The organism is Variovorax sp. CCNWLW225 (genome assembly GCF_037204045.1).
Classification (GTDB): Bacteria; Pseudomonadota; Gammaproteobacteria; order Burkholderiales; family Burkholderiaceae_C; genus Variovorax.
Map to the genome: position 1 here is coordinate 619,106 of NZ_JBBCBV010000002.1, position 19,965 is coordinate 639,070.

21 protein-coding genes are annotated in these 19,965 nt (G+C 64.9%); 7 read left to right on the forward strand and 14 right to left on the reverse strand.

From position 1 onward, the window contains the following. Positions 1–39: 39 nt before the first annotated feature. The 5 genes from V9L20_RS27310 to ampC form a co-directional block, all read right to left on the reverse strand. Complete coding sequence (locus V9L20_RS27310) at positions 40–255, reverse strand: winged helix-turn-helix domain-containing protein (RefSeq protein ID WP_443098553.1); 216 nt, start codon at positions 253–255, stop codon at positions 40–42. Then, positions 222–1,400, reverse strand: a complete 1,179-nt coding sequence (locus V9L20_RS07545) for a hypothetical protein (protein ID WP_337296084.1) — start codon at positions 1,398–1,400, stop codon at positions 222–224. The genes V9L20_RS27310 and V9L20_RS07545 overlap by 34 nt, the downstream gene beginning before the upstream one ends. Positions 1,401–1,552: 152 nt before the next feature. After that, the gene (locus V9L20_RS07550) at positions 1,553–2,395 is read right to left on the reverse strand and encodes a winged helix-turn-helix domain-containing protein (RefSeq protein WP_337296085.1); all 843 of its coding nucleotides are present in this window, start codon (positions 2,393–2,395) and stop codon (positions 1,553–1,555) included. 299 nt (positions 2,396–2,694) lie between these two features. Beyond that, positions 2,695–3,594, reverse strand: coding sequence for a LysR family transcriptional regulator (locus tag V9L20_RS07555; RefSeq protein WP_337296086.1), 900 nt, complete (start codon positions 3,592–3,594; stop codon positions 2,695–2,697). A 12-nt stretch (positions 3,595–3,606) separates the two neighbouring features. After that, a complete protein-coding gene (ampC, locus tag V9L20_RS07560) occupies positions 3,607–4,788 on the reverse strand; it encodes a class C beta-lactamase (RefSeq protein ID WP_443098554.1) in 1,182 nt (393 codons plus the stop codon). A gap of 119 nt (positions 4,789–4,907) precedes the next feature. Here ampC and V9L20_RS07565 point away from each other — a divergent pair, with 119 nt between their 5' ends. Further along, positions 4,908–6,635 (forward strand): hypothetical protein, encoded by a 1,728-nt coding sequence (locus V9L20_RS07565; protein ID WP_337296087.1) that lies wholly within the window; start codon positions 4,908–4,910, stop codon positions 6,633–6,635. Positions 6,636–6,691: 56 nt separating this feature from the next. On the opposite strand, the gene ilvB is transcribed toward V9L20_RS07565, so the two are convergent. Continuing rightward, entirely contained in the window at positions 6,692–8,473 is a 1,782-nt protein-coding gene (ilvB, locus tag V9L20_RS07570; RefSeq protein ID WP_337296088.1) for a biosynthetic-type acetolactate synthase large subunit, read from the reverse strand. Positions 8,474–8,538: 65 nt separating this feature from the next. On the opposite strand from ilvB, the gene V9L20_RS07575 reads away from it, so the two are divergent. From V9L20_RS07575 to V9L20_RS07585, 3 genes are all read left to right on the forward strand, one after another. Then, positions 8,539–9,033 (forward strand): Lrp/AsnC family transcriptional regulator, encoded by a 495-nt coding sequence (locus tag V9L20_RS07575; protein WP_337296089.1) that lies wholly within the window; start codon positions 8,539–8,541, stop codon positions 9,031–9,033. Between the two features lie 140 nt (positions 9,034–9,173). Next, positions 9,174–9,620: an SRPBCC family protein gene (locus tag V9L20_RS07580; protein ID WP_337296090.1), complete on the forward strand. Its 447-nt coding sequence runs from the start codon at positions 9,174–9,176 to the stop codon at positions 9,618–9,620. Between the two features lie 8 nt (positions 9,621–9,628). Beyond that, the gene (locus V9L20_RS07585; RefSeq protein ID WP_258505705.1) at positions 9,629–9,982 is read left to right on the forward strand and encodes a DUF2200 domain-containing protein; all 354 of its coding nucleotides are present in this window, start codon (positions 9,629–9,631) and stop codon (positions 9,980–9,982) included. Positions 9,983–10,004: 22 nt separating this feature from the next. On the opposite strand, the gene V9L20_RS07590 is transcribed toward V9L20_RS07585, so the two are convergent. Further along, entirely contained in the window at positions 10,005–10,898 is an 894-nt protein-coding gene (locus V9L20_RS07590) for a LysR family transcriptional regulator (protein ID WP_337296091.1), read from the reverse strand. A gap of 89 nt (positions 10,899–10,987) precedes the next feature. Here V9L20_RS07590 and V9L20_RS07595 point away from each other — a divergent pair, with 89 nt between their 5' ends. Continuing rightward, positions 10,988–11,788: an NAD(P)H-dependent oxidoreductase gene (locus V9L20_RS07595; RefSeq protein WP_337296092.1), complete on the forward strand. Its 801-nt coding sequence runs from the start codon at positions 10,988–10,990 to the stop codon at positions 11,786–11,788. A gap of 22 nt (positions 11,789–11,810) precedes the next feature. Here V9L20_RS07595 and V9L20_RS07600 read toward each other — a convergent pair whose 3' ends face one another. The 5 genes from V9L20_RS07600 to V9L20_RS07620 all read right to left on the reverse strand — a co-directional run bounded on the left by V9L20_RS07600 (position 11,811) and on the right by V9L20_RS07620 (position 16,152). After that, positions 11,811–12,779, reverse strand: a complete 969-nt coding sequence (locus V9L20_RS07600) for a Bug family tripartite tricarboxylate transporter substrate binding protein (RefSeq protein WP_337296093.1) — start codon at positions 12,777–12,779, stop codon at positions 11,811–11,813. 48 nt (positions 12,780–12,827) lie between these two features. Beyond that, the gene (locus V9L20_RS07605; protein WP_337296094.1) at positions 12,828–13,193 is read right to left on the reverse strand and encodes an AtuA-related protein; all 366 of its coding nucleotides are present in this window, start codon (positions 13,191–13,193) and stop codon (positions 12,828–12,830) included. Then, positions 13,190–14,584, reverse strand: a complete 1,395-nt coding sequence (locus V9L20_RS07610) for an acyclic terpene utilization AtuA family protein (protein ID WP_337296095.1) — start codon at positions 14,582–14,584, stop codon at positions 13,190–13,192. Before V9L20_RS07610 ends, V9L20_RS07605 begins: the two co-directional genes overlap by 4 nt. A gap of 75 nt (positions 14,585–14,659) precedes the next feature. Further along, entirely contained in the window at positions 14,660–15,628 is a 969-nt protein-coding gene (locus V9L20_RS07615; protein ID WP_337296096.1) for a Bug family tripartite tricarboxylate transporter substrate binding protein, read from the reverse strand. 143 nt (positions 15,629–15,771) lie between these two features. Further along, complete coding sequence (locus tag V9L20_RS07620) at positions 15,772–16,152, reverse strand: helicase SNF2 (RefSeq protein ID WP_337296097.1); 381 nt, start codon at positions 16,150–16,152, stop codon at positions 15,772–15,774. Positions 16,153–16,451: 299 nt separating this feature from the next. Between V9L20_RS07620 and V9L20_RS07625 the strand changes: the two genes are divergently transcribed. Further along, the gene (locus V9L20_RS07625; RefSeq protein ID WP_337296098.1) at positions 16,452–17,303 is read left to right on the forward strand and encodes a PA4780 family RIO1-like protein kinase; all 852 of its coding nucleotides are present in this window, start codon (positions 16,452–16,454) and stop codon (positions 17,301–17,303) included. A 31-nt stretch (positions 17,304–17,334) separates the two neighbouring features. Here V9L20_RS07625 and V9L20_RS07630 read toward each other — a convergent pair whose 3' ends face one another. Beyond that, positions 17,335–17,670, reverse strand: a complete 336-nt coding sequence (locus V9L20_RS07630; protein ID WP_337296099.1) for a DUF1090 family protein — start codon at positions 17,668–17,670, stop codon at positions 17,335–17,337. 123 nt (positions 17,671–17,793) lie between these two features. Further along, positions 17,794–19,152: a homoserine dehydrogenase gene (locus tag V9L20_RS07635; RefSeq protein ID WP_337296100.1), complete on the reverse strand. Its 1,359-nt coding sequence runs from the start codon at positions 19,150–19,152 to the stop codon at positions 17,794–17,796. Positions 19,153–19,547: 395 nt separating this feature from the next. On the opposite strand from V9L20_RS07635, the gene V9L20_RS07640 reads away from it, so the two are divergent. Then, the gene (locus V9L20_RS07640) at positions 19,548–19,952 is read left to right on the forward strand and encodes a hypothetical protein (RefSeq protein WP_337296101.1); all 405 of its coding nucleotides are present in this window, start codon (positions 19,548–19,550) and stop codon (positions 19,950–19,952) included. The last annotated feature ends 13 nt before the right edge of the window (positions 19,953–19,965 follow it).

Here is a 19,965-nt window from a genome sequence, read left to right on the forward strand (position 1 = left end):
CCCTCTTTCAATGCATGCCGCGAACGGCTTGGCTGACTGCTAGAGCGCCCTGGCCGCCTGGCTCAACTGGTAGCCCGTGCCCCAGATCGACTGCAAGCTCAACCCATGCTTGCCCGTGTGCAACCCGAGCTTTCTGCGAAGGCACGACATGTTGGTGTCGAGCGATCTCGATTGCAGGTCGAACCCTCTCTCCCACACGGTGGACCAAAGCCACTCGCGGGTCAGCGGCCTGTCGATATTGCGAAAAAGCTCCATCGCCAGGTCGAACTCGATCGGTCGCAGCTTGACCTCATCGCCCGCCACATCCGCCTTGCCCAAGGGCAAGACGAAGCGGTATCGTCGACTGGCGCAGCGGCAGTACCGACGTTTTGCCCCGCTGCATTGCCGATGGCAATGTTGCGATTGCCAAACACCTTACTTCCCGCTGAGGTGCCGAAGGCCGCATTGCTGTCGCCGTCGACGGCTTGCCCTGCGGTGTAGCCGACCGCGCTGTTGCTGTCTCCGAGAACCGAGTTCCCCGCCTCCGCACCGAAAGCAGAATTGGCCGAGCCTGTGACGTCATTGCCTGTCCTGGCGCCGGCGGCGATATTGACACCGCCATTCACACGCTGGCCGGCAAAGCTGCCGAAGCCCGAGTTGTCGCGACTGCTTGCCTGGCCGCCAACACCTGCCCCGTTGCCGATGTACAAGTCTCCCTGCCCCATTGCAACCGATCCGACACCGATCGCTGTCGAGTTCGTGCCTTGGGCAGTGGCCCCCATGCCGGCTGCAAGCGAGTTTTGCTTGCCTGCGACAGCTTGCGGACCGATCGCCACGCTGTCCAGGCCAATCGCCTGCGAATCGGGCGCCGTCGAATTGGCGTGAAAGTATTTGATGCCGCCGCCGCTGATGGTGCCGCTGTTGACCATGCGAACCGCGCTGCTGTGCAGGTTGGCCAGCATGCCCCAGACGCGCTCGGCCTGCGCCCCGATGGCGATTGTTCCCTTGTTCTCCAGGTCTGCGTTGGCGCCCGCGTAGGTCACGACGCCGAACGTGCTGGTGGCCACCGGCGTGGTGGCTTGTCCTGCCGTGTACTGGGGGGTTCGGCCCCAGAAGATCGTTCCGCCTACGTCGTTGACGAACGTTGCGCCGCTTTCCGCTTTCACACCCCAGTCGATGATGCCGCGGTAGCCCTCTGGTGCCACGCCAAGATTGATGGTGCCCTGGTTGAGTCCGGTCGCGGAGTTGCTCAGAACCGCCGCAAAGCTCTCCGAGTAGCCGCCACCGGGCGCCACGTTGATGATGCCCTTCTGGCTGTTCAGGAAAGTGGTGCCCGCACCGTCGGCAAGCACGCCCCATCCGCCGCCCTGGTTCTTCACCGCCTGGTTGCCGGTGTTGCCGTTGAAGCCGGCATTGATCACGCCGTTGTTGATGCCGCGCGCGCCTGTCTCGAGGCTCATGGCTTTGGTGTCGGTGATCCCGCCGTAACCGCCCGCCGTGGAAACGCGGCCGGGGAAACATGCACTCGCTCTTCCCGCCCCAACGAATCACGCGGCCTGTGCCGCGGACCGTCTCAGGCTCCCGTGCTTCCGCCCGGAGGAAATGCAAGGCCCGCCTCGCGTCGGACTGCCGCAGCATCCCCGTCGTTGCCAACATTGCCGCTCTCCGCGACGGTGGTCCGGCTCAGAAAACCGCGCCGGCTCTGATCGTCGCTGGATTCCGGCATTCCGCTCAGTTGATAGCCCTGGCCCCAGATTGCCTGCAGCCTGAAGCGCAGGCCGAGCTTGCGGCGCAGGCCCGATACGCTGACGTCCAGGGACCGGGAAACGGGGCTGCATTCTTCTTCGCTTCTTCCCCAGACGTTCGCAAATAGCCATTCCCGGGTCAAGAGCCGGTTGATGTTGCGGAAGAAGGCCACGGCCAAGTCGAATTCGCGCGGCCGCAGCTTGATGGGAGCGCCTTCGAACTCCGCCTTTTCCTGATCGAGGATGAAGCGGTAGCCCTGCCACTCGAGCACGCGCTCCGCAACGGGAACTCTGCGATGCAGCAGATCGGACTCCAGCAGACGGTAGGTGTCTTCGAAAGAAGATGGCGCATGCGCCACGGTGGAAAGAGCATCCACATGGAGGATGGAGATGACACGGAACTGGCTCTTGCAGGCACTGAGAATCAAGGGCACCTTCTGCCCCAGGATCTCGCGTACCCGCCCGATGAGCGGCTGAAATACCGCAGGGTCTCTCGGGCAAGCGAGCAGCAGCAAGCCGAAGTTGCCGACTTCTTCAGCGTGCTCCTGCAATTCGTCCACGCTGGCAAAGGTGGCCGGCACATGGCCAAGCCTGCAGATGGCACGGCGGGCCAACTCTCTGGATCGAAGTGTCGGGTCTAGTACAGCAATTTGCAAAATGGGATCTCTCAAGTCAATCGCCTCCTGCAAAAGGAAGCAGTTGAGTCGGCACGCATGCCAAACCGACGATTGCTCGCATGCGTTAACGAATTCCGACCTGACTGGAGAATCTAAAGATGGCGGCAATTTCAGTCCGCAAAAATCGCGCACGATCTACATGCAAAATCGCGCACGCCTCGATGAACTGCCCAAAAATGCAAACTAAGTCCGCAAACGACGGCGAGTGAGCGGCAGGCCGATCACTTCGACCTGGTGCCGACCAAGGCGCAATAGCCAAATCGGTCCGGCGAGTTTCCGGCTCAGCGAGCCGCCTACCAGCGCGGCTCCCGATACTGGTTCGCCGCAAAGTCGACGAAGGCGCGCACCTTGGGTGACAAGTGGCGGTTCTGCGGATACTGCACGTGCAGCGTCAAAGGCTGCTGTTCGAAGTCGGCCAGCACGCGAACCAGGTCTCCGCGTTTTACGTCCTCATGCACCAAGAACACGGGCGAGGCGGCAATGCCCGTCCCTGAGAGGGCCGCAGCGCGCAACGCAATGCCGCTGTTGGCCTGCAGGCTCCCGGCTATGGCAACGGTGTGGGTGCGTCCGTCCGGCCCGGTGAAGCTGGGCTGGCTGGATTTCTGCGCAAGCGAATAAACCAGGCAGTTGTGCCGTGCCAGGTCGGCCGGCACCAAGGGTGTTCCGTGCGCCTTCAAATAGGCGGGCGACGCAACCCACCATTCTTCGCAGCCGGCCAAGCTCTTGGTAATCAAGGTGGAATCCGGCAGCGCATAGGCCAGGCGCAAGCCGACGTCGAAGCCTTCTTCGATCAGATCGACGAAACGGTCGTTGCACACCAGATCGACCGACACCTTGGGGTAAGCGGCAATGAAGGCCGGCAACCAGTGCGCGAGCTCCTGCAGGCCGAACGACATGGGAGCGTTGATGCGCAGCACGCCAACCGGTTGCACCTGGTGCCGCGTCACCGCGAGCGCTGCCTCCTCGAGCTGCTCGAGAATTCGCGTGCTGTATTCGTGATACGTCTGGCCCGCCTCCGTCAGGGCAAAGCGCCGCGTCGTGCGATTCAGCAGTTGAGTGCCCAGCAGCGCTTCCAGCTGGGTGACCTGCCGCGATACGACGGTGTGCGAAACCTGCAGTATCTTTGCGGCGGCCGAGAAGCCACCTGCTGTCACAACGGTCTGAAACGCCTTTATTGCCGCGATCTGGTCCATGTCGATGACGCCTTAGTGCCTGGCTCGGGCGCAGCAGTCCAGTTGCTCGAGAATTTGGTGCGCCAAGCGAACGCGCGACTCGTTGGGATAGTTCTTGTTGGCCAGCACCACGATACCGATCTTCTTTGCGGGCACAAACGCTACATAGGCACCAAACCCGTTGGTCGATCCGGTCTTGTTGATCCACACCTCTTTCTGCGGAGGCTGAGGCGGTTTCAGCTCAACCACAGCATGGCTCTCCAACGCCATCTTGGCGGAATTGCCCTCCAGCAGCGCGTTCAATGTGGCCGGATAGCTGTATTGCTCCCAGATGAGGTCCTGCGTCATCGCACCCAGCTTGTAGTAACCGGTGTGCGTGTCGGTGATCGCGCGCTGGAGCTTTTCTTCCAGCGATATCAAGCCCATGTTGGCCTCGACAAAACGAATCAGGTCTTTGGCGCTGGTTTTCACTCCATAAGCCTCGGCGGCAAGCACCCCGGGGTTCAGCCTGACCGGCTCGTCGTTCCTGTTATAGCCCTGGGCGTAAAGCGGCATCTTGCCCGCTGGCACATTGATGAAGCTGTCGAACATGCCAAGCCTGCGAAAAAGCTGCTGCTCCATCGCTTCTTCAAAGGGCATCTGCATGCTTTTTGCAACGACCACACCGAGCATTCCGATACTGGGGTTCGCATAGCTTCTCTTCGTGCCTGCAACGTGCGCGGGCTGCCAGGCCTTGAAATAGTCCATCAGCTGCCCCGTGTTCCCGATGGCGTCGGGAACCTGCAGGGGAAAGCCTCCAGCGGTATGAGTTCCCAGGTTGACCAGCGTGACCTTATCGAGGCTGGTGCCTCGAAGCTGAGGCAGGTACTTGCCCGGGCTGTCAGTGAGTGAAAGCTGGCCGTTGGCCTGGGCGTAGGTTGCCAACGTGGCGGTGAATGTCTTGCTGACCGATCCGATTTCGAAGATCGTGTCTTCTGTGATTTTTTGCTCCGTCTTCTTGGAAGCCACACCGTAGCTGTAGAACCACTGCTCGCCCCCCGCGGCAATCGCAATGGCCAGACCGGGAATGCCGTGCTGCCGCATGGCGTCTTCGGCTGCGTTCTTTACAACGGCGTCCATGTCCGCCTTGCGGGCGCTCGGCATGGCGTAGCTGTTGAACGAGGCGACACACGCAACCAGCAACCATCCAGTGCTGAGCTTTTTGATCAGGCGCATTCGATCTCCCCGGGTCTCTTGTTCATGACAATCGGAATTATCAGCTTCGCATGGCCGGGCGGCGCCTTCGAGCCGGCTTGGCCGTCGGTTTGCGTGAGCGGCGCGGCACAATCGGCCGCGTGCCGCTCTTCAAAGACAAACTGCTTGCCGTCCTCCCGCTGGCTCTGGCTTTCGGCATGCCCGTTGCCAAGGCGAATGAGCCTCTGCTTCTCGTCACCTCGCCGGTAACCCTGCAGGCCGCCGAAAAATCAGGCGCCAGCTTCGCTCGATGGTTCGGCGAAATGCCCGCGTCAGGCGACGGAACCGTCACCAACCACAAGCTGATGGCTTCGCCGGCGTGGCAATCCATCGCGCGCCCGCTGAGCGAAAGCCTCGTGCGCATCCAGCGCAGCGACAAGCAGGCCGGTGTCGGGATCTCGCGCTATCCGCACCGGCTGTTCGACGCGCGCTGGCTCGCGAGCCCCGATGCGTTTTTCGAACTCGTGGGCGTCGCCAACCGCATGGACCGGCGGCCGTTCCAGAGCGGCGCATGCGGTGAGACGCGGCTCGTGTACCGACTCTCCTACCGCACGCCCGCAATGCAGTCCCGCCTGCCGATGACCGTCAATGTCGAACTCCGTGGCGATGCGCCCGATGCGGGCGGTAGTTGCGCCGGCGCCGTGCGGCGCTGGCAACCGCCGAAGACATCGATGACTGACGAAGCGCTCGGCCGCTGGCTGGTGTCGCCCGACGGTCCGCTTGCGCCGGAGCGCCTGGCGACCGCGCGCATTGCGCAGATCACCACCAACCTGCAGAGCGTACGCTGGCCCTCCGCGGTTCGGCCCGACCTGGGTGGCCACGCGGAATACATGCTGCGCGCCTTCCGCTGGAACGCAGGCGCACAACGCTTCGACGTAGCGCCGCTCGAAAACACGCCCGACGTCGCACGGCTCAAGGCCAACGCTCCGTTGCGCAACGAGCTGCGGCAGTGGCTGCAGCAGCCTGCCAACATGCGCGCGCTGGATGAAGCCACGCTGCAGTTGCCCGAGAAGTTCCTGGCGACTGAATCCGTCTCCGTAGCACCTCGCGGCCTTGAACGGCTGGCAAATCGGCCCTTTGCCCAAGTCTTTCCGTCCGGCGAATGGCAACCCGTGCCCGGCAGCCGCACTCTTCAATCGCCGCAGGCGATACTGCGCCGGCTCGACGATCTCAGCTGCGCGGGCTGTCACCAGAGCCGCGCGGTTGCGGGCTTTCACCTGCTGGGCATCGACCGGCGCGGCGCATCGCGCACCTTCACAGCGGGCAATGCGCTTGCACTGCCGCACTCGCCACACCTGCAGGATGAGATTTCGCGGCGCAGCCGCTATGTGCATGCGGCCCTGTCGACACCTCAGCCCGATCCTTTCCGCCCGCTGGCCGAACCGGAGGACGCGAACGGCACGGTGAAAGAAGCAACAGTTGGCGCAAGCTGCGAACCCACCCGCATCACACAGTCGGCCAATCCCTGGCTCGATCGCGCAGAGAAACTGCCGCGCATCGCCTGCGAAGGCGCCCTTTCCGTCTGCGAGAAAACCTCGGTCGGTTTTCCGGGCGGCATGTGCTCCGGACCGTGCGACCCGCGTGACAAGAACGGCACCTGCGGCGGCATCGCGATCTTGAGCGACTTCAACCAGTGCCTGGCCGCGAACAAACCATTTGGCGAATGCCTGAGCAAGCACACGCGGCCCGGCAACCTGCGAAGCTGCTCGGCGCAGCAACCCTGCCGCGACGACTTCATCTGCGCGCAGGCAGAAGGCCAACCCGAAGGTCGCGGCGCATGCATTCCGCCCTACTTCCTCTTTCAGATGCGGGTAGACGGCCACTCCTGAAGACGGAAGTCTGCAGGCCGCGCGACCACTGCGCGTGCCTCGTGCATCAGGGCCGCTCAGCGCTCCTCGAACCAGCGGTCTTTTGCAAGCATGACGCGGTGATGCCCGTGCCCCGAAGGCATCATCGGGAAGCAGTTCTCCTGCGGCGCGACCTGCACGTCGAGAAAGAATGGACCGTCGCTCTCAAGGCATTCATTCAGCGCGGCCTGGAGCTCGGCCGGGTCCGACACCCGCCGTGCGCCCCAGCCGAAGGCCTTGGCCAGCGCCACGAAATCGGGCAGCGCCTCGTTCCAGCTGTGGCTCAGCCGGTTGCCGTGGTTGAGCTCCTGCCACTGGCGCACCATGCCCATGTAGCCGTTGTTGCACAGCACCAGCTTTACCGGCGTGCGGTGCTGCACGGCGGTTGAAAGCTCCTGGATGTTCATGAGCACCGAGGCATCTCCGCTCACGCAAACGACCAGCGCCTCCGGGTGCGCCACCTGCGCGCCAATGGCCGCAGGCAGTCCGTAGCCCATGGTGCCGGCACCGCCCGAGGTAAGCCAGCGGCGCGGCCGCTCGAAGCGCAGGTATTGCGCAGCCCACATCTGGTGCTGGCCCACATCGGTCGACACGATCGCGTCTCGCCCGCCGATAGTCTGCTGCAGCGACGCCATCAGTTGCTGCGGCAAGATTGCATCGCTTCGCGGCTCGAAGCCAAGGCAATCTTCCGCACGCCAGCGCTCGATGCGCTGCCACCAGGGCGCGAGCCGCTCCGGCGCAAAGCTTTCGGCCGGCAGCATTGCAAGCAGGGCATCAACAATCGCACCGCAATCGCCCACCATCGGCACATCGACCTTCACCACCTTGTTGATGCTGCCCGGGTCGATGTCGATATGGATCTTGCGCGCATGCGGGCAGAACTCATCGAGCTTGCCGGTCACGCGGTCGTCGAAGCGCGCACCTACGCACACCACCAGGTCGGCCTCATGCATCGCAAGATTGGCCTCGAGCATGCCGTGCATGCCCAGCATGCCGATGAACTTGGGGTCCGACGCAGGAAAGGCGCCGAGCCCCATGAGCGTGAGCGTGCAAGGCGCGTGCAGCCGGTGCACCAGCTGCGCAAAGGCCTCGCACGCGGCAGGGCCCGAGTTGATCAACCCGCCGCCGCCATAGAGCACCGGCCGGCGCGCCGTTGAAATCAGGTCGGCCGCGCGCTGCAGCATGGCGCGTGGGGGCAGCGCCGCCCTCCCCGCGCGCAAAGCACGCATCGGCGCAGATGCGGTGCCATGGCCCAGCCGAGCAAGCTGAACGTCCTTCGGCACGTCGAGCAGTACCGGCCCCGGCCGCCCCGAGGCCGCGATTTCGAGCGCGCGCCGCACCAGCGCCGGCACGTCGTCGGCCTTGCGCACCTGCTGGTTCCACTTGGTCACGGGCCGCGACATGCCGAGCGCATCGCTCTCCTGGAAAGCCTGCGTGCCGATCACCCCGGTTGCCACCTGGCCGCTGATGCACAGCAGCGGAACCGAATCGCTGATGGCGTCGAGCAAGCCGCTGATGGTGTTGCTCACGCCGGGCCCCGAAGTGACGAGCACCACGCCCACGCGCCCCGTGGTGCGCGCATAGCCTTCGGCCGCATGCACCGCCGCCTGCTCGTGCCGCACCAGCACATGGCGCAGCCTCGGCTCGCCATGAAGCGCGTCGTAGAGCGGCAGCGCAGCGCCGCCGGGGTAGCCAAAAAGCGTGTCGACGCCGCATTCGACCAGCGTGTCGAGCAGGGCCTCGGCGCCGTTGCGAACGCGGGAAACCGGGCCGGGCGGCAGGGGTGGAGAAGAAGCGGAAGGAAGGTCGAGCAGTCGCATGCCGTCGATTCTTCCGGCTTTGATGCAGAATTTGCATCTTTCTTTTGGCTTATTCAGCTCAATTCATGAAAACCAATCGTCAAACCGGCAATAACGAAGAAGGATCTTTCGACAAGACCGATTTGGCGATCCTGCGCGTGCTGCTGCTCGACTCCCGCAAGACACTGCAGGAAATCGGCAACGAGGTCGGCCTGTCGCCCACCAGCTGCTGGACGCGCATCAAGAAGCTCGAAGCCACGGGCGTGATCAAGCGCTACACCATCGACGTCGATTCGGCCAAGCTCGGCTATCACGACTCGGTCATCGTGCAGGTCACGCTCGAAAGCCATACCGACGAAACCCTGTACGACTTCGGCCGCACGCTCGCCACCATCCCCGAGATCCAGGAGGCCTACTTGGTCTCGGGCGACTACGACTACTACATCCGCATCGCGGTGCGCGACACCCGCGACTACGAGCGGCTGCTGCGCGAAAAGCTCTACAAGATTCCGGGCATACGCCACAGCAAGTCGCACTTCGTGCTGCGCGTGCTGAAGGAAACGAGCGTACCCGTGATCTGACCGGCACAACGCGGGCTCGAATCGGTACTATCGGCGACTGCCGGGCGGGCCCCGAAATCAGGCGCATCGTGTCGATTTCCGCCAGGCTCGTTCGTCGTGCCAGTAGAGGGTCGTCCTCTGCACTTCAGGAGAACACATCCATGGCTACCAACACCATTCGTCTGCACCGCGTACTGCGCACTCCGCCGGACCGGCTCTACCGCGCCTTTACCGAGCCCGCCGCCTTCGAGCGCTGGCTGCCACCCTTCGGTTTTACCGGCAAGGTCCACAGCATGGAGCCGGTGGTCGGCGGCGCCTGGCGCATGTCGTTCACCAACTTTGGCACCGGCCACAGCCACTCGTTCGGCGGCAAATACCTCGAGCTCGTACCCGGCGAGCGCATTGCCTACGATGCGGCCTTCGATGACCCCAACCTGCCGGGCACCATGAAGACCAGCGTCACGCTGACGCGTGTGTCTTGCGGCACCGAAATCTCCATCGTGCAGGAAGGCATTCCCGACGTGATTCCTGCCGAGATGTGCTACCTGGGCTGGCAGGAATCGCTGGTTGCACTAGCTCAGCTGGTCGAGCCCGAGATTCCGGGTTGAGACAAACGATGGCAGCCCGGCAGTCGTTCTCCACGATGGCCTTTGCGAAGGTCTATCCCTTGTACGTTCAAAAGGCCGAACGCAAAGGACGGACGAAGGAAGAAGTCGATCAGATCATTTGCTGGCTGACGGGCTATGACATGCCCGGGCTGCAGCGGCAAATCGAACAGGCGAACAACTTCGAGACCTTCTTCGCCCAAGCTCCGGCCATTCATCCGAACAGCTCGCTCATCAAGGGCGTGGTCTGCGGGGTTCGCGTGGAAGACATCGACGATCCGCTGATGCAGAAGGTCAGGCATCTGGACAAGCTGATCGATGAGCTCGCCAAAGGCAAGGCAATGGAGAAAATTCTGCGAAAGTAGTTTTTCTGCAAGCGGTTGCCGTTCACAGGCTTTCGGCAATCCGCTCCCGCAGCCATCGGTGCGCCGGGTCGCGGTGCCATCGCTCATGCCACAGCATGGCCATTTCGTAGCCCGGCACCTCCAGCGGCGCATCGACCACGCGAAGCCCCGGCGCGCCGCGCGCCAGCCGCTCGGGCAGCATCGCGACCATGTCGGTACTGGCCAGCACCGACATCATGAAAAGGAAGTGCGGCACCGACAATGCCACGCGGCGCTCGAGCCCTTTCTTCGCGAGCGCCTCGTCCGTGGGCCCGATAAAGCCGCCGCCGCCCTGCGACACCACCACGTGCTCCAGCGCGCAGAACTGCGCCAGTGTGGGCCGGCGCTTCAGGCGCGGATGGCCTGTGCGCCCGGCAAGCACATAGCGCTCGTGGAACAGCACCCGCCGGTGCAGCCCGGGGGGCGCACCCACGCTGGTATGAAAGAACAGGTCGATCTCTCCCTGCTCCAGCTGCCGGGGCATGCGCGAAGGCACCGCCTCCACCACGGCCAGGCGGGTGTTCGGCGCTGCCGCGCGCAGCCCGGCAAGCGTAGGCAGAAGAATCGCCGACTCGGCATAGTCGGCCGCGGCCACGCGCCAGGTGGTGGTGGCCTCGGCGGGGTCGAAAGGTCCGGTGGGCGCCACGGCGCGGCCCAGCGACTCCAGCGCTGCACGCAGCGGCTCGCGCAATTCATCGGCGCGGGCGGTCGGCCGCATGCCGCGTTGCGCGGGCACCAGCAGCGGGTCGCCGAACACTTCGCGCAGCTTGGCGAGCTGCACGCTTACCGAGGGCTGTGAGAGGTTGAGGCGCTCGGCTGCACGGGTGACGCTGCGTTCTGCCAGCAGCACATCGAGCGTGAGCAGAAGGTTGAGGTCGAGCCGGCTCAAATTGTTCAACACTATTCCTGGAATTTTGAATATTCATTTCCAATATAGCTCGGCTGTACCTAACCTGCATGCATCGTCATTCAACGCAACATGCAGCCGTGAAAATTCTTCTTGTTCATGCCCACCCCGAGCCCCGCTCCCTCAACGGATCGCTCAAGCAGTTCATGGTGGAGCGCCTCGTGCAATCCGGACACGAAGTGCGCGTGTCCGACCTTTATGCCATGCGATGGAAGGCCACGCTCGACGCGGACGACTTCCCGCACATCGAGCCCGGCGCGCACTTCGACCCGGTGACCGACTCGTTGCGCGCATTCGAGGCCGGCACCCAGCGCGACGAGGTCGCGGCCGAGCAGGCCAAGCTGCTGTGGGCCGACGCGGTGATCTTCCAGTTTCCACTGTGGTGGTACACGATGCCGGCCATCCTCAAGGGCTGGATCGACCGCGTCTATGCCTACGGCTTTGCCTACGGCGTTGGCGAGCACTCCGACTCGCATTGGGGTGACCGCTTCGGCCAAGGCGTGATGAGCGGCAAGCGAGCCATGCTGGTGGTCAGCACCGGTGGCTGGGCTTCGCACTACAGCGCCAGAGGCATCAACGGACCAATGGACGACCTGCTGTTTCCCATTCACCACGGGGTGCTCTACTACCCCGGCTTCGAGGTGCTGCCGCCCTACGTGGTCTACCGCACCGGCAAGGTGGATGCAGGCGCCTACGCAAGAATCACCGAAGAACTCGGCCACCGCCTCGACACGCTGTGGACGACGGACCCGATTCCGTTCCGTCCGCAGAACTTCGGCGACTACGACATTCCGGCGCTCACGCTGCGCGACGAGATCGCGCCGGGTGAATCAGGCTTTGCGGCGCACACTGCTCCGAAGAAGGGCGCGAACGTGCGCTAGCAGCGGCCGCCGCCTTCCCCGGTTACTCGGCTTCGATGCCAGCGGCCTTCACGATGCGGCCCCATTTCTGCGACTCCGCCGTCTGGAACTTGGCGAGCTCCTCAGCCGAGGTGGTGAACACTTCGGTGCCCGTCGGTTCGTAGAACGCGGTCTTGGCAGACTCGCTCTTCGCGGCCTTCACCAGCAGTTCGTTGAGGCGCTTGACCACGGCCGGCGGCGTCTTCGCGGGTGCATAGGCCGCGAACCAGTAGCCCATTTCATAGCCCTTCACGCCGGCTTCGGAAATGGTGGGCACGTCGGGCGCGAGCGGTGAGCGCGCCGCGCTCGACACACCCAGTGCGCGCAGCTTGCCGCCCTTGACCTGCGGCAGCCCAGTGGCCGCGTCGGTGATCATCATGTGGATCTGCCCGCCCAGCAGGTCAGTGACGGCCAGCGTGTTGCTCTTGTAGGGCACGTGAAGCAGCTTGATGTCGGCCATCTGCTGCAGCAGTTCGCCGGCCATGCGGCTGGACGAGCTGCCGCTGCCAAAGCTGTACTTGCCCGGCTCCTTCTTCGCGAGGGCGATGAATTCGGCCACGCTCTTGGCCGGGAACGAGGGGTTCACCACCATGATCTGCCCGCCCTTGCCCAGCGCGGTAATGGGCGAAAAGTCTTTCACCGGGTCGTACGGCAGCTTCTTGAACAGATGCTCGTTGGCCGCATGCGTGGTGTTGGTGGTGATCAGCACGGTGTAGCCGTCCGCCGCGGCCTTGGCGACCTGCTGCGAGGCGATGAAGCCGCTGGCGCCGGCCCTGTTGTCGATGACCACGGGCTGCTTGGTTTCCGCCGTGATGCTGTTGCCCAGCGCGCGTGCGATCTGGTCCGTCGCGGTACCGGCCGCAAAGGGCACCACGAAGGTGATGGGCTTGTCCGGAAAGGCCTGCTGCGCATGGCCAAGCAGCGGCGCCAGGGCCAGAGCGGCGGCCGAAAGGGTAAGGGAACGTCGTTTCATTGTTTTGTCTCCGGATGGATGGGGTGAGGAAAAGAAGTCGAATTGCCGCTATCGCCCCGCCAGCAGCGGCACAAGCGGGCGCGGCACGCGAATGGGCATGTCCAGCAACAGGAACGAGAGCGCCTTGCCGTGCGCATCGAGGTTCAGCGCATCGTTGACGCCGCCGTCGAGCACCGCATCGAGCACGAAGTTCATCGCATGCAGCGTGGGCAGCAAAAAGCGCTGCACCTGTGCGGGTGCACGGTGGCGAAATTGCGCGGCCACGCGTTCAGGCGTGAGCTGCTCGGCCAGCAGCGGGTAAAGGTCCGGATCCCAGGCGATCACGCTGATGTTGGAGCGATCGCCCTTGTCGCCGGTGCGGCCATGGGCGGCACGGTAGAGCGGCACTTCGATGAAGTCTGTCGGCGTGTTCATGCCAGGGCCTCCGCGCCAAGCAGTTCGAAGCTCACCGGCACCGCTTCGCGCGGCAGCAGGCACGACAAGGTATTGAGCCGCGGCGTGAGCGCGGTGCGCACACCGCCGCCGCCCGCAGGCCCGCAGGTGTACAGCGCCATGACTTCGCGCGTGAGGCGCTCGGCCTGCGCACGGTCTATATGCGAGGCCGCAACGCGCAGGCGCACGTCGCGCAGGCCGGTGTCGGGCGTATCGGCCAGCATGCGGCCGGCGTCGTCGCCAAGAATGCTCAACGCGCCGATCAGGTCCACGCGCAGCGCAAGCCCCTTGAGCCGCTTGCGCAGCACGCCCGCCGCGAGCCGCGCACGCGCCTCGGCGCGCGGGCCCGCATAAGAAATTTCGCCCTCGGCCAGCCAGCCGCCTTCGTGGCACACATTCACCTTGTAGTGGCTCGGCCGCGCATGGCCGCGCACGCCTGACAACGCCACGCGATTCGCCGCGCCCGGCAGCTGCGTGACCTCGGCTTCGGCAATGTCGGCCACCACGTCGGGCGTGAGGTAGGCGCTCGGGTCATGCACCTCATACAGCAGCTGCTCCTTCACCGTGGCCTCGCTCACGAGGCCGCCGGTGCGGTCGGCCTTGCCGATGGTGCAGTGACCGTCGGCATCGATCTCCGCAATCGGGAAACCCACTTCTTCGAGGCCCGGCACATCCTTGTAGCCGGGGTCGGCAAAGTAGCCGCCGCAGACCTGCGCGCCGCATTCGAGCAAGTGGCCGGCCATGGTGGCTCGGCCCAGCCGGTGCCAATCGTCGGCGCGCCAGCCGAAGTGCGACATGGCCGGGCCTACCGTGAGAGACGGGTCGGCCACGCGGCCGCACACCACGATCTGCGCGCCCGCGTCGAGCGCTTCGGCAATCGGCTCGGCGCCGATGTAGGCGTTGGCACTGACGATGCGCAGGCCGTCCATCTGCGCGCCAAGCGCTTCGTGCAACAGCGCAAGATTCGAGGGGCCGGAGAGATCGTCACCCTCCACCACCGCGATGCGCGGCGCAGCGGCCCCGAGCTCGCGCGCCATGCGGGCGATGTGGCGGGCCGCGGCGCGCGGGTTGGCCGCGCCAAAGTTGCTGACGATGCGAATGCCGTGCGCCAGGCAACGCGCCAGCACGGGCCGCAGCATGGCATCGAGCAAAGGCTCGTAGCCGGCGTCGGGGTTGTCGCGTCGGCGCAGTTGGGCGAGCGCGAGCGTGCGCTCGGCCAGCGTCTCAAAGATCAGGAAAGCGCGTTGCTCCGCCGGACCGCCTTGCAGCCGGGCGATCAGCGTATCGACCACCGGCCCGGCCGCGTCGGTGCGGTCGCCGGAAAAGCCGGCAGCGCAGCCGATCAGCAGTGGGGGCGAGGCGGTGGCGTTCATCGAGGCGGACTTTAGGCAGCCCGCCTTCATCCGTAAAATCGAAAATTCAGATCGATTGATTCAAATTTTGGATTATTACTCGAGCCGGATGCCGACCTTGCCGATGATGGCCCCCCACTTGCGGCCCTCGCTGTCGATGAAGGACCTGAATTCTTCAGGCGAGCCGCCTCCCGTCACAAGCCCCTGACCAGCCAGCAACTCGCGCACGGCCGGCTCCTGCAGTACGGTGTTCACGTCGGCATTGATGCGGCGCACCACCTCTGGCGGCGTGCCGCTTGCGGTGAACAGGCCGTTCCAGGCCAGCGCCTCGAAACCGGGGTAACCGGACTCCGCGACCGTGGGCAGGTCTTTCATGAGCTCGGAGCGCTTTGCGCTGGTGATCGCCAGCAGCTTGATGCGCTTGCCCTGGATAAGCGGCAGCAGTGCCGGCGCCACGGTGAACAGCGCTTGCGTATCGCCCGCCGCCACCGAAAGCCCGGCCGGCGGCGAGCCCGCGTAAGGCACGTGCACCGCCTCGATGCCGGCGGTGCTGCGAAACATTTCCATCGTGAGATGGGAAGAACTCCCCGCTCCCACCGACGCATAGCTGAACCCGTTGCCCTGCTTCTTCGCCCATGCCACGAACTCCGGCAATGTGTTCGCGGGATTGCCGGCCTGCACTGCCAGCACATTGGGCTGCGAGGTCGTGAGCACGATGGGTACCAGGTCGCGCGCGGGTGCATACGGCATGCGGCTGTACATGTAGGGGCCGAAGGCAATCGGCCCGTTGAAGCCGATGCCCAGCGTGTACCCGTCATGCGGCGCCTTCGCCACCGCGTCCATGCCGATCAGGCCGCCCGCGCCGGGTTTGGTCTCGATCACGACGGGCTGCTTCCACATCGTTCGCAGCCGGTCGGCCAGCGTGCGCGCGATCAGGTCGAGCGAGCTGCCCGGCGGCGCGGGAACGATCACGCGCACAGGCTTTGCCGGCCACTCCTGTGCCTGGGCAGCCAGGCTCATTGCGCATGCGAGAAGAAATACCGCGAGCTTGCCCCTGTTGTTCATTTTCAAGATCCTGGCTTGAGCCGACCGGCTACCTTAGCTCAGCATTGCGCCGCTGGCGTGCCCAAAGAAAAAGCCGGCCTGCTTTCGCAGGACCGGCCTTCGGTGCATCGTCCTTGCAGACGAGGTGTGTGGCTGCCAGGCAATTACAGCGGCAAGGCGTCGCCGCGCGCGGCAGCGTAGGCTTGGGCACGCACCGTTGCACGGTCTACCGCGCCCGCCACCATCGGGGCAACACCCGACGAGGCGCCTTCGGCGTACGGATCGGCGTTGCGAACCGTGGCCACCGCTTCGGCGCGTACGGCTTCGCGACTGTTCATGGCGACCGGCGCAGAGGTTGGTCCCGAATCGGCACCGGTGGCGTAGGGATTGCCCACACGCGCGGCAACCACAGCGCCGGTGGCCACGTCGGCGCGGCTTTCGGCGGAGGTCAGGGGATGGACGCCTTCATAGGTTTCGGCATGGGCGGCACCAGCGGCGGCTACCAGGGCCAATGCAGCGGCGGAAAAAAGCTTGGAGGCGGTCATTCAGGTTCCTTTGTTCAATAGCTTGAAATGGGTTGGAGATGCTTCGAACCGTTCTTGCTTGATGCGCAGGTCCGTGAAATCAATTCTGCGACCACATCTAAGTACAAACCGTTGGCGAATGGAATCCCGGCAACCGCGACGTGGAAACGATGCGCCGGCTTTTGAAATGACGCGCGAAAGCTGGTATGGCTCAGCAGTGAGCCGCCGCGCACAGGCATGATGCATGCCTACCAGATCGGCCCGGAAAGCCTGAGGGCCTTCCTCTCGATCCGCCCGCTGGCCCCGAGGGAGCAACATCAATGAAAGCACCGCCACGACTGCAGTCGCTGGTCGACGAAGGCCTGATCGACACGGTGGTACGCCAGCTGATGAGCGGCAAGGAAGCCATGGTGTACGTGGTGCGCTGCGGCGACGAGACACGTTGCGCCAAGGTCTACAAGGAGGCCGACAAGCGCAGCTTTCGTCAAGCCGTCGACTACACCGAGAACCGCCGCGTGCGCAATTCGCGCGAAACGCGTGCCATGGCCAAGGGCACGCGCTTCGGCCGCCAGGTGACCGAGGCCATCTGGCAAAGCGCCGAGGTCGATGCGCTCTACCGGCTTGCGGCAGCCGGCGTGCGCGTGCCGGTGCCCTACAACTTTCTTGAAGGCGTGCTGCTGATGGAACTGGTGACCGACGCCAACGGCGACGCGGCGCCGCGGCTCAACGATGTGGCCTTTACGCCTGAAGAGGCAGTGCGCCACCACGGCAGCCTGCTGAAGGAGGTGGTGCGCATGCTGTGCGCGGGGGTCGTGCACGGCGACCTGTCGGAATTCAACGTACTGCTGTCGGCCGACGGCCCGGTGGTCATCGACCTGCCGCAGGCGGTGGATGCGGCGGGCAACAACCACGCCAGGCGCATGCTGCTGCGCGACGTGGAGAACCTGCGCAACTTCTTCGGCCAGTTTGCGGCGGAGCTGCTGGACACACACTACGGCGACGAGATCTGGCACCTGTATGAGCGCGGCCTGCTGCGCGTCGAATCGGTGCTCACCGGCACGCACGTGCGCGACACCGGCCCTGTCGACCTGGGCAATGTGATGCGCGAAGTGGACGATGCGCGCGAGGAAGAAGCGGCGCGCCGGGTGCGCATGCAGCTGCCGCGGCTCTAGGCAGCAGCTTGATGCTTGGCGGGGCAACCTGTCATGGCCGCTGGTTTCTCAGGTCGCGCAGTTGATCTTCGGCGCGTTCGAGTTCCGAGCGAAGCGCGCGGATCTCCTGCTCGAGCTTGTCGATGCGGGCCGCGCGGCTCTGCTGAGCTTCCGAGCCGTGACAACGCGTGCGCAGCGCGGCCAGGGTTTCGGCCAGCTGCCGCCGGCGCAGCATCTGGCCCCGGGAGCGCGCAAGGTCCATCTCACGCTCGAGCGCAGCTTCTTCCGCCTCGCAGGACGCATCCTCCGCTTGCCTGGCCTGCTCCACCGGCTGGGCAAAGACGGGAGCTGCCCAAGCCAGCGCGATAGCCATGAACCAGCGCTTCACGCGCGGTTTCCCTCGCAGGCTTGAAGCTCATCCAACCCATAGACATCCATTGCGGCTCCCATTGCATGTGCGGTGCAGGCGCCCGCGTTCGGGCGCATTCTGTCCCAGTTAGAAGGAAGCGCTTCACGCCAGTTCCTCCACCCGCAGCGCCGTGATTGCTCCCGCCACCGCCGAGTGCGCCTGGAGCGTGTTCAGGGCCAAGTCCATCGCGGCTTGCCGCACCGGTTGGGTCAGCACCAGCACCTGCGGGCCGCTGCCGGCCTGCCCGGCCGCAAGCGTGACTTGCCGCACCGGCAGCTGTTGGCCGGCAGCCCAGCCCGCTACGGCCTCGATGCCGCTTGCGGCATGCACGGGCACTCGCAGGTAGTGCGACGAACACACGTCGGCGCGAGAGACCACAGGCAGAGTGTTCATTGCATGCGCATGAAAGCCCAGGTGCGGCACCCGCTGGGCGGCGCTGGTGCCCGCCAGGCGTGCGACATCAACCAGGTCGGCAATCACCGCCGACGCGGTCTGCTCCGAGCCGGCGCCCGCACCGTAGTACATCGTCACGCCCGCCGCGTCGCCCTTGACCATGATGCCGTTCATCGACCCGTTCACATGCGCCATGAGGTGCGAGGCCGGCACCAGCGCGGGCTGGACGCGCAGCTCCATGCCCTCTTCCCGCCGCCGCGCCACGCCCAGCAACTTGATGCGGTAGCCCAGCTGCTCGGCGCAGGCCACATCCACCCGCTGCAGCGCCGTGATGCCTTCCACCTGCACGTCATCGAAGCGCACCGGCGTGCCGAACGCATTGGCGGCAAGCAGCGTGAGCTTGTGCGCGGCGTCGATGCCCTGCACGTCGAAAGCCGGGTCGGCCTCGGCATAGCCCAGCGCCTGGGCCTCGGCGAGCGCGGCGCCGAAGTCCAGGCCTTCATCGCGCATCTTGCTCAAAATGAAGTTGGTGGTGCCGTTGATGATGCCCGCCACCCATTCGATGCGATTGGCCGTGAGCCCTTCGCGCAGCGCCTTGACGATGGGAACGCTCACCGCCACCGCGCCTTCGTAGGCGACGGCGACGCCATGCTGCCGGGCGGCTGCGAAGATTTCGGCGCCGTGCACCGCCAGCAGGGCCTTGTTCGCCGTGACCACATGCTTGCCGTGGGCAATGGCGGCCAGCACCCAGTCGCGTGCCGGGCCGGTACCGCCGGCCACTTCGACCACCACGTCGACGTCGGGGTGTGTGGCAACGCGCAGCGGGTCGTCCGTCAGCGGAACGTTCCCGCCCAGCACGGCGGCGGCCCTCGCCAGGTTGCGCGCCGCGACCATCACCACCTCGATCGGCCGCCCGGCGCGGCCGGCAATCTCGGCCTGGTTGCGGGCCAGCACGCGAAACGTGCCCGAGCCGACGGTGCCAATGCCGATCATGCCCACGCGCAATGCGTGGGGAGCCGCGCTGCGGCTGGGCAAGGGTTCGAGTGACTGGACTGGATCGCGGTACATGGAAATCTCCGGATGAAAAAACAAAAACCCAGCTGCCAGAGCTGGGTTTCAATCATTCGGAGAGAAGAGCGATACACCAGGTGGCTGCCGAAACGGCCACCTGCGCGTGCTCAGGTGGCCGCGGTGGTAATGGTGGTAATCATTCGTGCAACCAATGCCCCATTCGCCCGCGCAAAGCCAGGCGGCATCATGCGGGCCATGGAGGCGACGCAATCGGCGGCGGGGAAAAGGCGGCAAGACATGAGAGGCGCAGTGTACAGGAGCCTGCCGGGGCATTGCGCACGCTTTGCCGTGCCAACCTGCGGAAATATAGGGAGCAGGCCTACAGCGCACGGGCCGCCGGAGGCCTAGCGTGGTGGGCAAAGCAAAGAACTGCATCACCTGGAGGCAGCACCATGAAGAACTTCGTCCTAGAACCCCGCATGCGAGCAACCATCGGCGGCGCCTTTTACCCGAGCGGCTACTCGATGGTGATGTTTCCGAGCGCGGAAGACGCCAATCGCATCGGCCATCAGTTGCTCGAGAAGGGCGTGAGCGGCGATGAGATCTACCTGATTCCGCCGCAAACGGTGCTCGAGGAGATCACGCCGACGGTGAAAGAATCCGACGACCCGCTGCCTTCGGCGGGTACCGACGCCGCCACGGTGCGCGCCTACACCAAGCTCGCGCGCGAAGGCCACACGGCCTTGCTCGTCAAGACGAAGAACGAAGAGGAAGCGAACCGCCTGATGGAGGTGGTGCGCGCCGTTCCGTATTCGATCGCGCAGCGCTACCGCACGCTCGTCATCGAAGACCTCTGAACCGCTTGCCCCC